Source organism: Parabacteroides sp. KHUB-02 (assembly GCF_056640955.1).
Genome location: NZ_JBWQEV010000001.1, coordinates 2,471,982 through 2,486,936, shown reverse-complemented (window position 1 = coordinate 2,486,936; position 14,955 = coordinate 2,471,982). Strand labels below are relative to the sequence as shown.

The window sequence follows — 14,955 nt, the reverse complement described above, 5'->3', positions numbered from 1 at the left end:
TTTGCGATACACATAGCGCATAAGTGCCCTGTGGTGTTACTGATGAGATTATTCACATTAAATACTATACTATGTTAAACGCAAACGATTTAGAACAGCTGAAAGCCAAAGGAATCAGCGAAAAACAGATTGAAGAGCAACTCGCTTGCTTCGTAAAAGGTTTCCCTTTCCTTGAGATAGCGGCCTCCGCTTCGGTAGAAAAAGGTATTATGGTAATATCTAAAGAGGAACAGGCTTCTTATATGGATGCTTGGGACGCTTATCTGGCTAAAAACAAGAAAATCGTAAAATTCGTACCTGCCTCCGGCGCTGCTAGCCGTATGTTTAAGAATCTGTACGAGTTCCTTTCTGCGGATTATAAGGAACCGATGAACGCTTTCGAGAAGAAATTCTTTAGCGAGATCGAGAAATTCGCTTTCTATAAGGCTTTGGACAAGAAGTGCGTGGAGAATACAGGGAAAGATATTCCTGCGTTGGTAGCCTTGGGCGAGTACAAGGAGGTGGTATCCAATTTATTGGAGCCGAAAGGCTTGAATTACGGACAGCTACCGAAAGGCTTGTTGCTTTTCCATAAATATGCCGATACGGTTCGTACGGCGATGGAAGAACATTTGGCCGAAGGCGCCATGTACGCCAAGAATAACGCCGGCGAGGTGAATATCCATTTCACGGTATCTCCGGAGCATCAGGCTTTATTCGAGCAATTGGTTGCCGATAAATCTGGCGAGTACGAGGAGAAGTTCTCTGTGAAATACGATGTCTCTTTCAGTATCCAGAAACCGAGTACTGATACGGTAGCGGCCGCTATGGATAACACGCCGTTCCGCGATAAGAATGATAAGTTATTGTTCCGTCCGGGTGGGCATGGAGCCTTGATCGAGAATTTGAACGATGTGGATGCCGACGTGGTATTTATCAAGAATATAGATAACGTGGTTCCGGATAGCTTCAAATGCTCTACGGTTATCTACAAGAAGGTGATCGCCGGTGTCTTGGTAACATTGCAGGAGAAAGCCTTCAGATATCTGGAACAGATCGAGACCGGCAAATATACCCATGCCGAGGTAGAGGAGATGATTCATTTCTTGCAAGACGACCTATGTATCAAGAACCCGGATACGAAATTACTGGAAGACGCCGAGTTAATCCTGTATATCAAGAGCAAACTGCTTCGCCCGTTGCGTGTATGCGGTATGGTGAAGAATGTGGGCGAGCCGGGTGGCGGTCCGTTCCTTGCGGTGAATCCGGACGGTACGGTTTCCTTGCAGGTGCTTGAAAGCTCCCAGATCGATATGAGCGATCCGGCTAAGAAGGCGATGTTTGAGAAGGGTACTCACTTTAATCCCGTGGATTTGGTTTGCGCCGTTAAGAATCACAAGGGAGAGAAATACAACTTGCCGGATTACGTGGATAAGAATACGGGCTTCATCTCTTATAAGAGCAAGGATGGCCGCGAATTGAAAGCGCTGGAATTGCCGGGCTTGTGGAACGGTGCCATGAGCGACTGGAACACGGTATTCGTAGAAGTTCCTATCGAGACATTCAACCCCGTGAAGACGGTGAACGACCTGTTACGCCCCGAACATCAATAAATACCCAGTTGTAGAGACGGGGCGTGCCCCGTCCCTACAACTAGATCCTTATATTTTCGGTAATTCCCACGGTGCCCTGTATTCCTTGCACAATAGTTTATCCGCCTCCGTATCATGGAAACTCTTTCCATCCCACGATAATTTCTTACCCGTGCGATAGGCTATATTCCCTAATTGGGAGAACTTGGCGATATGCGCCCCGATCTCTACGCTGGCATTGCAATTCCGGTTCCGGCTCTTGATACATTCCAAATGATTCTTCGCATGCAAATTCAAGCCACCCTCTCCGTATGACTTCTTCAAGGGAACAGCCTCCATGCGGGCCTGTCCGTTTACCTTTTCCGGAATAACCTCCCAGCCGCCACGATCGATCACCAAGGTACCGTTCTCGCCAACGAATCCTAGGCCATGATTCCGTCCGTAGGCCCCGTCGTCAATGCCGATCGCATGATCCCACATAACGGTGAAGTCCTTGAATGTATAGATGGTTTGCAATAAGTCCGGGGTCTCGCAAGCATCATCCGGATAACCAAATTTACCTCCGGAAGCCATGATAGACTCCGGTGCGGTGACGTTCATGCCATACAATGCGTAATCCAGTAAATGTACGCCCCAGTCCGTCATCAAACCTCCCGCATAATCCCAGAACCAACGGAATGTGAAATGAAAACGGTTCCGATTGAACGGACGTTTCGGGGCCGGCCCCAGCCACATATCATAGTCCACTCCGGCGGGCACCGCCTCGTCCGGCTTGACGGGGATAGAGGGGCACCAACCTTGATAAGAGAATACACGTACGGTGCGTATCTTACCCAGCTGTCCGCTATGTACGAATTGCATGGCGTCCTGCCAATGCGGATCGCTACGTTGCCATTGGCCTACCTGCACGACCCGGTTGTATTTCTGCGCCGCCCGTACCATGATGTTACATTCCTCGATACTATTTCCCAGCGGTTTCTCACAATACACATCCTTCCCGGCTTGGCAAGCGGATACCATTTGCAGGCAGTGCCAATGATCGGGAGTACCTACGATTACGAGATCGATATCCTTATTGTCTATCAATTTACGCCAGTCTTTATATAAATGCTTTACTTTCTTCCCGGTGATCTTCTCGGTCTCTGCCGCCCGATTATTCAATACGTTCTCGTCAATATCCGACAAGGCGATACACTCTACTTCCGGATTACGAAGGAACGCTTTCAGGTCTTCGAATCCCATGCCGTTACATCCGATAAGCCCGACGCCTATCTTATCGTTTGCGCCCACACCAGCGCTCCCGGCTTTAATGAAAAAAGGACTGATGGTAAGTCCGGCACCGAGCAAAGCGGTCTGCCGGAGAAAATCTCTTCGAGTTGTCATGGTATTACTATTGATTTAAAGTATTTGCAATATTAAGCGAAATCCTTTACAATCGCAAATGATAATAGCTTTTTAACTACTTACTTAGTCGATGAAGTATATATCCTATGGCACTTGAAGTATATATCCTGTGGTACTTGAAGTATATCTGTCCGGTAAGGTTGGTATTGTAAGGATATGTACCATTGCGTCTTTGTAAAAAAAGTTATTAAAAGATATAGGGATGCGATATTGGAGAATATAGTTTATCTCTGGAAAAATCTAATGAATGAGGAGAAATAATGATGGCAGCACTGGTGTTCAATGACTTATGAGGACTTTCGATGAAAGCCTCGCTGATGCAAAAGTGCAAGGAAATGAAAGGTAATGAGAGCGAACGGTTTTCAAATCATTACCCGATAATGAGGTAAGTTTATAGGTCGTTGGAGTTTATTTCTACTCTCTGCTACATTCTGCATAACAGTGTACAACTCGCTGATAACTAATTTTGTAACCAAAAAGAATTGGATTATGCGAAGTACATTTAAGGTGCTGTTCTACGTGAACGGAAGCAAGGAGAAAAACGGTATTGTTCCCATTATGGGACGAGTAACAATCAACGGTTCTGTGGCACAATTCAGTTGCAAACTGACCATTGCAAAAACAATGTGGGATGCCAAAGGTAATCGGGCAAAAGGCAAGAGCAAGGAGGCACGAGACATCAATTTAGCTTTAGATAACATCAAGGCTCAAATCATCAAGCATTATCAACGCATTTCGGATAGAGAAGCATTTGTAACTGCTGAAATGGTACGTAATGCCTATCAAGGTATCGGAACGGAATATGAAACATTGCTCGGTGCATTTGACAAGGACAACGAGAGTTTCAAGAAGCGTATCGGCATAGACCGTGCAGCAAGTTCCTACAAGGTGCGTGTTAGGTCACGAAATCATTTGGCTGCATTCATCAAAAAGTGCTACAAGCGCAGTGATATTTCTATGCTTGAACTTACTCCCGATTTTATCAAGGAGTATGAAATCTATCTTTCTACCGATGCAGGTTTGCATAATGGTAGTGTATGGTCGCATTGTATGTGGCTGAAAACAATCGTTTCAAAAGCACATTACAATGGACTGACACCGAGAAATCCGTTTGCTCAGTATCGGGTTAATCAGAATATCAAGGAGCGACAATATCTTACAGAAGATGAAATCAAGGCTGTAATGACACACGAGTTTGCAGACAAGAAGTTGGCTTATATCCGTGACTTGTTCGTGTTCGCAAGTTTTACAGCCCTGTCATTCGTGGATATTAAGGAACTAACTACCGATGATGTCGTAGAGATAAACGGAGAGAAGTGGATATTGTCGAAGCGACACAAGACAAAGGTCAATTTCCAAGTGAAGTTGTTGGATATTCCATTACAGATCATCAAGCGATATGAGAGATTTCAAGAGGACAAACTCGTATTCCCAAATCTCAACTATTGGAATATCTGTAAACCGCTGAAAAAGATGATAAAAGAGTGCGGTATCTCAAAGGATATTTCCTTCCACTGCACTCGCCATGGGTTCGCGACATTGGCTCTCAGTAAGGGTGTTCCCATTGAGAGTGTGAGCCGAGTATTGGGGCATACGAATATTACCACGACACAGCGATATGCGAAGATTACCACCGAGAAAATAGACAAGGATTTGACGATGTTCGGCAACAGACTTAATAAATCTTTTAGTGAAATTTCAATAGCAATGTAACTATGGAACGAGCAATTATAACAATCAGCGAAAATGGCAAGGTAAATATCCCAAGAGGTAATGTTTGGATGTCTGAAATGGAATTGGTGGAGTTGTTCGGGGTAATAGCCCCGACACTCCGAGTCGCTATAAAAGCGATATACAAGAGTGGAACACTTTGCCCTGTAAGCACCCAACGATGTGATTTGGCTACGCCTGCAAGTTGGGCTACATTCTACAATCTTGAAGTGGTTATTGCTCTTGCATTTCGGTTGAACACTTATGAGGCAAGCAGGATAAGGCAAAGGGTGTTGGAAGCTTTGTGCCAACGAAAAGAGAGTGAAATTAGCATACTGTTATCGTTGGAGAGTATTGGGCATCAGATTTCACCCAAAGGACACTGCTAATATAAGAATGAGACCTGCTATTCTTACGAACGGCAGGTCTCGAACTAACGTCTTATATGTAAATATCTATCAAAGGGATGATAGAGTTTCTTAATCTTCTCTATTGTGCCTCATTATTCAAAAGCCACACAGTCTGTCAATGTTCTGTTAGCTGGAAGCTCAACACTTATATATGTATTATAATTTTCTGCTGTGATTTCTACCTCACCACATACGCAATCTTTAAGTGTAATCTTTGCATTTGCAGCAAGAGCTGATAAGTCTAAATAGTAACCTTTTTCAAATACACATTCAGTAAAAGTTGTAGAAACATATGGGCGGATAAGACGGTCATAGTCTTGGTCATAGCCATTGTTTTGCCAATATTTAGATGAGTTCTCTCCAAAATTACATTTTGTGAATGAAACGGCATCAAGACCTGCAAGACTTGTCCACCCTTTCACTGTAGAGTTTGTCACTATCAGATTCTTCCCATTATGCTCAGTAGTATTGATTGCATAACCAGGACCATCAACAACTACATTATCAATATAAATATCTTGTTTAGGCGATGAAATAACAATACCACGACCGACAGGGGTGTCAATTGTTAAATTCTTGATTGTACCTCCATATGTTTCAACAGCATAACCATTGTATTGAGGATTTTCAATATCCAAAGAGAATCCATTGCCATCAAGAACACCACCTTCTTTCATAACTACAGCAACAGGCGTTCCATAAATAGCACTATTTGCAAGAGGAGCGGCTACATCTTCAGCAAATACAGTTGTATATCCTTGACTAAGAGCATAATTTACGCCATTAGCAGTACCTACTGTTGCAATATTATTTTCTACAGTATAAACATTTACAGTTACATTGTTAGTAGTATTTGAAGAAAGATCTGCGTTTGGTCTGTTATCACCCACAACTGCACCAGCAGCTGATTCCTTACCTGTATCTGCATATTCAGCAATCATATCTGCAATTACATTAGTATTATTAACTACGCAGTTTTCAACTTTAGCACCAGTCATTAAGCGTCCTGCTATACCACCAACACTTCTGTAGGCTGTTATATCAAGGTTGTTTACAGTACAGTTTGTAACAGAATAGCCCGTTTTGCTATTCTCAGAAACATATCCAACGATACCACCAACGTTATTAGCATTATTTTTCTGGCTGTTAGGAGTTGAGAGAATCTTACCACCATCTACATGACAATTCTCAATATTACCATAGATAGAACCTACGACTGCACCTGCTTTGTAATGTCCAGATATATTAACATTAGACAATTTTACATTCTTAATGTTACCAATTACATTACCAAACAAGCCAGCAGAATTTTCATCATCAGTAACCTTTACAGTCAAATTACTTATTGTCTTATTACCACCATCGAAAGTTCCCATGAATGTTTTGGTTGTACCGATAGGAGTCCAAGCAACATTTTTCATATCAACATCAGAAGTCAATTTCACTGTATAACCAGAGAATTGGTTGCTATTGGTATTACTTTCTGTTGATAACCAGTTAAGACCATCTACTGAGTAGAGATAATAGGTCTTGGTCGCTGCATCATATTTAACTCCATTTGTAACCTCTTCAAATTCAGGATAATTATAATCATCATCGAATCTTTCATCAATAACAATATTGAATTGAATATCGCCCGTCAGAAGTTTACCAAGAATATTGGTTCTCCAATTACGTTGTACGGGAACTGCATGTAAACCTTCATCGAAAACGATGTCTTCACCACCTGACTTAAATGTAAACTGCAGACCATCTGCTTCCAAAGTAGTTCTCTTTTCATCGTTATCAGTCAAAATATAGCTCATAGAAAGATACTTGTACTTCTCGTTTTCCTGAATAGTACCATCTCTATCCACATCAACTTCCAAAATTGCAGGGTCTGTAGGGATTGCTGCAAAATCATATTCAACTGCCTGTTCGCCTTTTACAGTACCATCGAGCAAGTTGATAGAAGTAGCAGCATTCTTGATGACAACCTTTGACGCGGTAATTTCTATACCTGATTCTACTGCTGCTTTCCAATCAGCTTCTGTTACACCCACATTGATTTGAGCAAAAGGACGCTTCAATACAACATCAATTTCTGTATTGCCTGTTACCTTGAAAGTTTCAGCCTTGAAGAATGCGTCACGAGTCTCATCGTTATTGTCACCCTCATAATCTACGGCTACTTTTAGTCCGTCAGTTTCTGCAGTAACTGTGTAAGCAGTGCAACTTGCATCCTGTGCCCAAAATACGGCTGTGTACTCCTGTCCCTTTGCCAATGTCACTTCTACTGCATCTTGCTTACTTCCATTTAGGAAGGCATTTTCTTTTTTAAGCAGACCAGCAGTTGAACCATTGATAGTTGTAATCAATTTTCCGTGTGCATCAAAAATAGCATAATAAAGCAAATCTGCACCTGTACCATCACTGATAGCACGGGTAGCGATACCACCTTCGGCAGCAAGTGAGAACGTCACCTGAGCCTCATTTCCTGACTGAACCACATCCAGTTCGTCATTCGAACACGATGTTGCGAGCAACATACCTGCTGCTGCAAACATACCTAAGAATAATTTCTTGTTCATCTTTGAAAAATTTAATTGTTATACAAATAGTTATTTTGATTTTCTTGTTTCTTAATGTTTGCCACATCCCTTGTGGATGTCGCACCCATTGTCGAGGGCTGTTCTGCATAGGCAGAACCGAGTATTATCATCAATCTGTTGTTTCCTGCTGATGCAGGGTAAAGGTCTCGGAACTGTTCCTCACCTTTGCGGTGTTAGCTTGTTTGTTCTTTTATGTTCGGCTTTTAACTCGTTATTAGGGTTATACTTATATTGAAAATCTCTTATTCTGTTGGTGTGAAATTTCCTGCAATGTTGCTTCTTTGGTTTGCCTCTATCTCTACCTGTGGAAATTCCACCATTTTGCTGTTATTGCCATCAGTCAAAGTCAATTTGGCAGAAATATTTGTGGCTGTGGTCGGAGCAAATACATAGCCCATAGCGAGGTAGTTATATTCCGTACCATCAGCCGAGAATGTCTCAGTTGTGGTCTCGTTGATATTCCAAGAAAATTCGGCTGCTCCACTTACGGTATTGGTGAATGGGTGGAATGTCTTGGGAGCACCACTTGCAGTAAATGTAGCTTGCATCGGTGTTCCTGTAGTACCCACATTGATTTGAGCCAACGGGCGGACAAGTTCAACAGGGTAACTGCAATCTCCTGTAATGGTAATATCTTCCATCGTGGCAAAAAAAGCGTCTGCGGCTTCTGCCTCAGAGAATGTAATCGGATTGGGCAGAGTATTCATTTCAATGGCGGTCAAATCATCTATATCGTAGATGTTCTGATTGCCATCACACGCCCAAAATACAAAACTGTATGTCTGCTCCTGAGCCAATGTAAGTTGCACATCTATCGAAGTATCGTTTATCGGGAACGATTGGCGGTCTATTTCGTAATAGTTCCAACTGCCTCCGCTGTTGTTATGCACATCGGCAACACCCTTTTTGAATATGCCGACCACAAGGGTATTTACCTGTTCCGCTTTGCCGAATGAACGGGTACGGATGTCCGTTGGGAGCGTAGCGGTGAAACTCACCTGAACATCGCCTACATCGTGCAATTCATCCGAACAGGATTGTATGCCTATCATAGTCAAGGCAAGCATTGCCAATATCTGTATGTTATGTAGTAGATTCTTCATTATGTCTATCTGTTAGGGGAAAATAAGGTTATGGTCTCCGTCAAAGTCGGGATTGATGGTAACACCTCCCGAAGCCTCCGACATCAGGAACATACCTGTCATTATGGTATGATGGCTACGTTTGAGCGGTACCTCTATTGGCTCGGTCAAGGAGAGTTGTGTACCCTCATTGTCATAGATACCTATCTGCACGGTTACAGCCGACTTCTTGCCGTTCACAAACACATAGTCAAATCCCATCGTTGCCTCCGATTCGGAGAGCTTTCTCAATGTGGATTCAAACATCACTCCCGTAGAGGAGTCCACAGGCTTGTCGGTATTCATACTGTAAGCATCGGGCATAAATCCTACATAGTAGAACACCACCTTGTAATCCTCGATGTTTACGGCTCTTGTCGGGGTATCATCTGTTGATGCAGCCTTGTTTCCGTTGGCTTTCGAAGCGACACGTACAGATTCCTTGTCTATAAACTCCACCACATCGTTTGTTACGAACTCAAATTTGGCAAGAGGACGCTGCATCGCAATATCCAATGTGTCGGGCAAATGCTCCATAATATCCGCTACGAGGGATATATTGTTAGAACCCCTGAAAGCATCACGGTAGTCATTGTTACCCTTGTGGTCGCCTTGCAGTCTGATTTCCGCAAAGTTGTCGGTATTGTGGAAATGGCTGTCACCGCTTGTCTGTACCAAGTCTGACCATACCATCACATTGTAGTTGCCGGGCAAGAGGTCGAGCGTCACTTCATGGTCGTAGCCCTCTGATATATCTTTCGTGAATACGAACTCCTGTGTATAATCCGATGTGGTACGCATTTTCTCCGACACGGGATAGGTGCGGACAATGTAACGTATCTTTCCATAATCACGATGATTGTCGTATGTTTCGCCATATCCCTGCTCAATGACCGATGTCCCATCATACAGATGTTCCCATTCGGTCATATCCGTTTCATAATTGAGGCGAAGATGCATTTTTACAAACTCCGGCGTTTCAGGCCATTCGTGAACATCACAAGCCGAAAGAAGCAATATCGGCAGGCACATAATAAAGTATAGAATCTTTCTCATCGCTTGCCTCCTTTCTTCTCATAGTCAAACGAATAGGAGAACGATACCGCTGCTTGGTCGATACCCCAGTAGGTCTTCTTGATGCTCTCTATCATCAGACCGTCTTTTGTGCGTGGGGTATTGTGGAACTTGTCGTAGTGATTTGAATATACTCCTGCTCCGAGTGAGAACTCCACCCTCCAACGGTTGTTTTTGCTGATGGGCAGACGATAACCGATGCTCACACCGCCACCGATGGCAGGCGTCTCACGGTTATGGTCTTGATAGCGGTAATCTCCATCAAAAGCAAAATTGTAGTATGCCAAGCCGAAATGTGCTCCTGCGAAGAATCCGTCATTCTCTTCCGACAACCAATAGCGGAATTCAGGTTGCAGGGCAAATGTGCGGAACTTGATGGTTGATTTGAAGTAGTCCCAAGCAGAATAATAGACAGGAAGCGTAAACGACCAATGCTTTGCCAAATCTACTTCTGCGGCAACATTGGCAATAGCCATTCCCAAGCCTATGGCATTGGTCTTCAAGTGGAGTTTGCGGTTCCATTCCTCTATTTCGGGGATAACTGTTTCTACGATAGCCGTTGTGTCGGGTACAATTTCCACAACTTCAACTATTGGCTCTATCGTAATGGTATCAGGCACGATTATAGGCACTTGTACGGGCGGTAACTCTTTCTTGTAGGTTACGAATACCGCACAAGCATTTCTCATCTGCTCGAAGAAGAGATTGTTCATCTGCTGCCATACCTTACCACCGTCCAATGCTCTCAATTTTACGACACGGTTGTCGATATGCGTATTCGGGTGATGATAGTCCACCAATCGGGCTTCTTCCTCCAAGATGGCAATTACTTCATCCTTGCGGATAAGTCCCGAATCCTCAATCTGCGATTTGAGATAATCCCACGGGATATAGCTGTCATTATAGGTAATAAGGCTGTCGGGAATATCCACCTCACTGCGGATGAACTTTTCAAGTGCCGAGAGACGGCCTTGTGCCAACTTACGGTTGAGTTGATAACTGCCTTCGGGAGAAGCTGCTCCGCAGAAGGATACTTCAATGATATTGATTGTACTGTCTTGGCGTATAGTTCGTAGGAACTCCAACATCTCCTGCATACGGGCGGCATTGTCCGAATAGGCGGAGTCTATGACAGTACTGTTCACACGGAAGTCAATACAGATTTCCGTGTGTCTCTCTTGCGAATGCGCAATACCTACACCAAACAGCAAGAGAATCAGTGTTATACAATATTTCTTAATGCGCATAAATCAGAATAATAGGTCACTTCTCTTTGGAAGAGTGATTTATGCGACATACTGCTATTGATTACGAGTAGGTTATTTGAACAGTCACGACATAATTTGCTCAACAATCCACATTGCCACTAAACAAAATCTGAATCGAGCATAACATTTTTTAGTGTAAATTGGTGCTATTTGCCGAAAAATGTGTAATTTTGTATCGGTAATCATTTCTCTTCCAAAGAGACCTTTCATTCGCTCAACAATCTATTCTGCTCTGCACCTTCAACATCAGCCCTATTCTTTTGGCTCTTACGGCTTATTGTGTCTTGACTTTATAATTTCAGGAGTATATTTATAGAGATATTTACGGAAAGAATGGATGTTAAGTCCAAATCGTTCAGCAATATCCTTCATCGTATCTGTGCCGTTTTTCAGACATTCGATAGCAGCCGCATATTTATCTGCCGTCTTTTGTTTCCTAAGTATCTGCTTGCGTTCCGTCTTACGATGAAGCAGTTCGGGATACTTGCTCTTTATGTAAGTTCTGAAATATTCATTGTAGCCACACTCGTCCATCACGGCATGGATAGTGGCGTTCCCTGATTTCAACATTTCTACCCCTTCAGCAAACATCTGTTCACTGGATACAAGCAACGAATTATGCTTTTCGATGGCTTCGGGATAGTTACGGCGTATAAAACCGCCTACACTATTATAGGTAAGTCCCAACCGTTTGGCAATGGATTTCAAGGACTCGGAAGTGGTTACATAGATGCGTAGCGCCTCCGCATACTTTTCTGCACTACGATTGGAAACGACCTTACCGTCAGATGTCCTTATCATTCCACGGGCTGTAACCAATTCGGGATGATGCTCCCTGAGATACATCCTGAATGTTTCGGGATTCAGTCCAAATTCCGCTGCGACCTTTGCCGTTGGCAAATCGGTATTCTGTAATCTTTCGATTGCATTGGCATATTTCTCAGCAGAAGATTTTTTATAACGTTTGGTTTGCTCCAATGCCATACCTTCGTCAAAGCCCCGTCTAAGAACCATCAGCTCGGGATGCCAAGTTCTCAAGTGGTAGCGGAAGCCACCGAGAGTTACCCCAACAATACGTACTATATCCTTTACATCCTTCGATGTTGTACGATACAGGTCTATAGCCTTCTCATATTTTTCAAGAGTTTCACGGTCTGGCTCACAGACAGTCCAATTCCCGTTACGCAGACCTCTGACCTTTTGACCTGTTGCACGGATACGTTTCTCCTCCCTATTACGGGTAATTTGTGGGTAATAGGCTAAGATGTGTTCTCGCAAACCCGTGTAGGATACATTACAAGCCTCTGCAACCTCTTCAATGGTTTTATCGGATGATTGCAACATCTCAATGGCAGTAGCATACTCTTCCTTGCTCCACTTGCGTGCTCCATATTGCAGATTGACGGTTATTCCTATCCGTCTGCGTTCCTGTTCTCTGCGTGGTACGATATCGGGGTAATGTCTGCGAAGTTGGCTTGCCAAAGAGGAACAATCTACGTTGAAGATACGTGCTATCTGAGATATATTGTATTCAATATACTCCATACTGTCGCAAGCGTCAATGGCATCCTTGTATTTGTAATGGGCGGCAGTAGTTTGACCTTTCTTTCCTCTAAGTTTGACATTCTTAAATTCTGTAAGATTATGTCGTTTGAGGATTAGGTCACGGTGATGAGTGGAGAGGTAAGAACTGAACGCGGAAAAGCCGACCCCGGTCTGCTCGCATATTTGTTTTATGGAAAGACCGGTCTCTACATAGAGGGTAATTGCATCGCTATACTTTTCTCTGGTTTCGTGTCTAATTCCTCGTTGCTCTTTCAATTTTCGGTTGCCATTTTTTATGGGTTACTTAATTGGGGTAGGCAATCGTCAGGTTTACAAGTTCTTAATTCTATATATAGAAGCTAAAGAGTAAACTTCTCTTGATAAGAGCAATTAATATTGTAGGTCTATTCTATGAATGAGTCTATTAGCAGGTTGACACATTGGAATTTGCTCAACAATAGACTTGTGGAGCAAAACAAAATGAAAATCAACCTGCTTTTTTAATTCCTTTTTTGTAGCTAACACTTGAAAAGGGACCCGGAACAACATTTAAAAAGTGCCCCACCCATGGGTATGTTTAACCGAACAAAATTGGTATATTCATAAAAACCAATGGCGTTCATAATATGTACCACATGGAAGAAAGAGATTCCATAATTCTCGCCTATAGGCGTGACGGATTGAGCATCCGTGAGATCGCCCGTCGTAACGGCATGAGCCGCAAGACTGTACGCAAGTATCTCCGGGCTTTCGAACAAGCGGTCGGTGACAACCCCGATGCGGAAGCAATGGACACGTACCTGCAGCAGCCGGTGCGCTATGACAGCAGCAAACGTGTCCGCAGAGTGATGAACCAGCAGGTGATGGAGGCGATAGACGGCTTCATGGCCCGCAACCGGTCTAATGCCGCGGCCGGATTGCGCAAGCAGCAGATGCGCAAGATTGACATGTGGCGCCGGTTGCGCGATCAAGGCATAGAGATTGCCTATTCGACGGTATGCCAGTATGTCCGTGCATTGGAAGTGGCGGTGTCCGCTCCAGCCAAGTCCCCGGCGGCGTTCATCCGCCAGGAGTATGAACCGGGGTTCCGGTGCGAGTTTGACTGGGGCGTGCTGACACTTTGGATTGCCGGTGTCAAGACGAAGCTGCACATGGCCGTGTTCACGATGAACCATAGCAACCTGCGGCGGGCATACCTGTTCTCCCGCGAGGACACGTTGGCCCTGATGGAAGCACACCGCAACTGCTTCCGTGCTTTGGGGGGCACGCCGCAAGTAATGGCCTACGATAACATGCGGGTGGCCGTCAAGAAGTTCCTTGGACAGGAGCGCGAACATACCGATGCCCTGCGCCGCATGGAACTCCACTATTGTTTCACCCCTCATTTCTGTAATCCGCGTTCGGGATGGGAGAAAGGTAAGGTGGAGCGTTCGGTGGAACATATCCGCCGGCGGGCTTTCGCCTATGATGTCCGTTTCGGTTCGCTGGAGCAGGCGCAGTGTCATCTTGACAAGGTCTGTGACAGGCTCAACGGGGAGGCTTCCAACATGTCTGCGCAAGAGAAGAAGGAGCGCGTACAGGCCGATATTGCGGCTTTGCGGCCGCTTGACCACGGTGACATGGGCTGCTTTGAGCAGCGGCATGCCCGTGTCGGGAAGTATTCCACCATTACCGTCGATGGTGTGCATTACTCTGTGCCTGACCGGCTTGTCGGTCGGGAGGTACCCATAAAGATGTATTCCGAGCGTATTGTCGTGCTTGACGGTCGCGACAAGGTAGCCACGCATGTACGCTCCCGGCGTCTCGGTGACTGGTGTATCGACCTGATGCACTATCTGGGCACGTTCCTTCGCAAGCCTGCGGCGTTGGGACGATCCACGGCCATGCGACAGGTACACCCGGACGTGGCGGCACTGTTTCGCAAACATTTTACGGATTCTCCCAGATCGTTTGTCGAACTGCTCGTGTTTACCCGTGACAACCAGCGCACTTATGCCGACATACTGGCTGCGGCAGACCGTCTGTCCTCCCGGGGACTCAAACGCCTGTCTTCCGAACAATTGAGCGCCGAGATGCTGGCCAGTGACGGCAATGGAACCGCAAACGTCCGTCAAGACGCAGCCACCCTGACCCCGTCCGATCCACAACAGACCGCCATTGAAGAATCGGCCTCACAGACATTGGACACACTTTCGGCGATGATCGGATGTGGCGCCACACAACAACCTGTAAACAAAGTTACCGTCTAACAACATAAAAAT

9 protein-coding genes are annotated in these 14,955 nt (G+C 44.7%); 3 read left to right on the top strand and 6 right to left on the bottom strand.

All coding sequences use genetic code 11. The features are described 5' to 3' along the window. Positions 1-71: 71 nt before the first annotated feature. Positions 72-1,592, top strand: coding sequence for a DUF4301 family protein (locus ACYIA1_RS10965; protein WP_005854486.1), 1,521 nt, complete (start codon positions 72-74; stop codon positions 1,590-1,592). 48 nt (positions 1,593-1,640) lie between these two features. Here ACYIA1_RS10965 and ACYIA1_RS10960 read toward each other — a convergent pair whose 3' ends face one another. Further along, positions 1,641-2,954: a Gfo/Idh/MocA family protein gene (locus tag ACYIA1_RS10960; protein WP_011966673.1), complete on the bottom strand. Its 1,314-nt coding sequence runs from the start codon at positions 2,952-2,954 to the stop codon at positions 1,641-1,643. A 507-nt stretch (positions 2,955-3,461) separates the two neighbouring features. Between ACYIA1_RS10960 and ACYIA1_RS10955 the strand changes: the two genes are divergently transcribed. Next, positions 3,462-4,688, top strand: coding sequence for a site-specific integrase (locus ACYIA1_RS10955; RefSeq protein WP_034535980.1), 1,227 nt, complete (start codon positions 3,462-3,464; stop codon positions 4,686-4,688). 499 nt (positions 4,689-5,187) lie between these two features. On the opposite strand, the gene ACYIA1_RS10950 is transcribed toward ACYIA1_RS10955, so the two are convergent. The 5 genes from ACYIA1_RS10950 to ACYIA1_RS10930 form a co-directional block, all read right to left on the bottom strand. Further along, positions 5,188-7,665 carry a GLUG motif-containing protein gene (locus ACYIA1_RS10950; RefSeq protein ID WP_151856103.1) on the bottom strand — a complete coding sequence of 826 codons (2,478 nt, stop codon included), beginning with the start codon at positions 7,663-7,665 and terminating at the stop codon, positions 5,188-5,190. Between the two features lie 263 nt (positions 7,666-7,928). Then, the gene (locus tag ACYIA1_RS10945) at positions 7,929-8,789 is read right to left on the bottom strand and encodes a DUF6562 domain-containing protein (protein WP_016661787.1); all 861 of its coding nucleotides are present in this window, start codon (positions 8,787-8,789) and stop codon (positions 7,929-7,931) included. A gap of 12 nt (positions 8,790-8,801) precedes the next feature. Continuing rightward, on the bottom strand, positions 8,802-9,863 hold the full coding sequence (locus ACYIA1_RS10940) for a DUF6562 domain-containing protein (RefSeq protein ID WP_016661786.1): 1,062 nt from the start codon (positions 9,861-9,863) through the stop codon (positions 8,802-8,804). After that, positions 9,860-11,128 (bottom strand): DUF3575 domain-containing protein, encoded by a 1,269-nt coding sequence (locus ACYIA1_RS10935; RefSeq protein WP_016661785.1) that lies wholly within the window; start codon positions 11,126-11,128, stop codon positions 9,860-9,862. Before ACYIA1_RS10935 ends, ACYIA1_RS10940 begins: the two co-directional genes overlap by 4 nt. A gap of 288 nt (positions 11,129-11,416) precedes the next feature. Next, positions 11,417-12,970, bottom strand: a complete 1,554-nt coding sequence (locus tag ACYIA1_RS10930; RefSeq protein WP_016661784.1) for a hypothetical protein — start codon at positions 12,968-12,970, stop codon at positions 11,417-11,419. 359 nt (positions 12,971-13,329) lie between these two features. Between ACYIA1_RS10930 and istA the strand changes: the two genes are divergently transcribed. Continuing rightward, positions 13,330-14,943 carry an IS21 family transposase gene (gene istA / locus ACYIA1_RS10925; RefSeq protein ID WP_016272705.1) on the top strand — a complete coding sequence of 538 codons (1,614 nt, stop codon included), beginning with the start codon at positions 13,330-13,332 and terminating at the stop codon, positions 14,941-14,943. Positions 14,944-14,955: the final 12 nt, after the last annotated feature.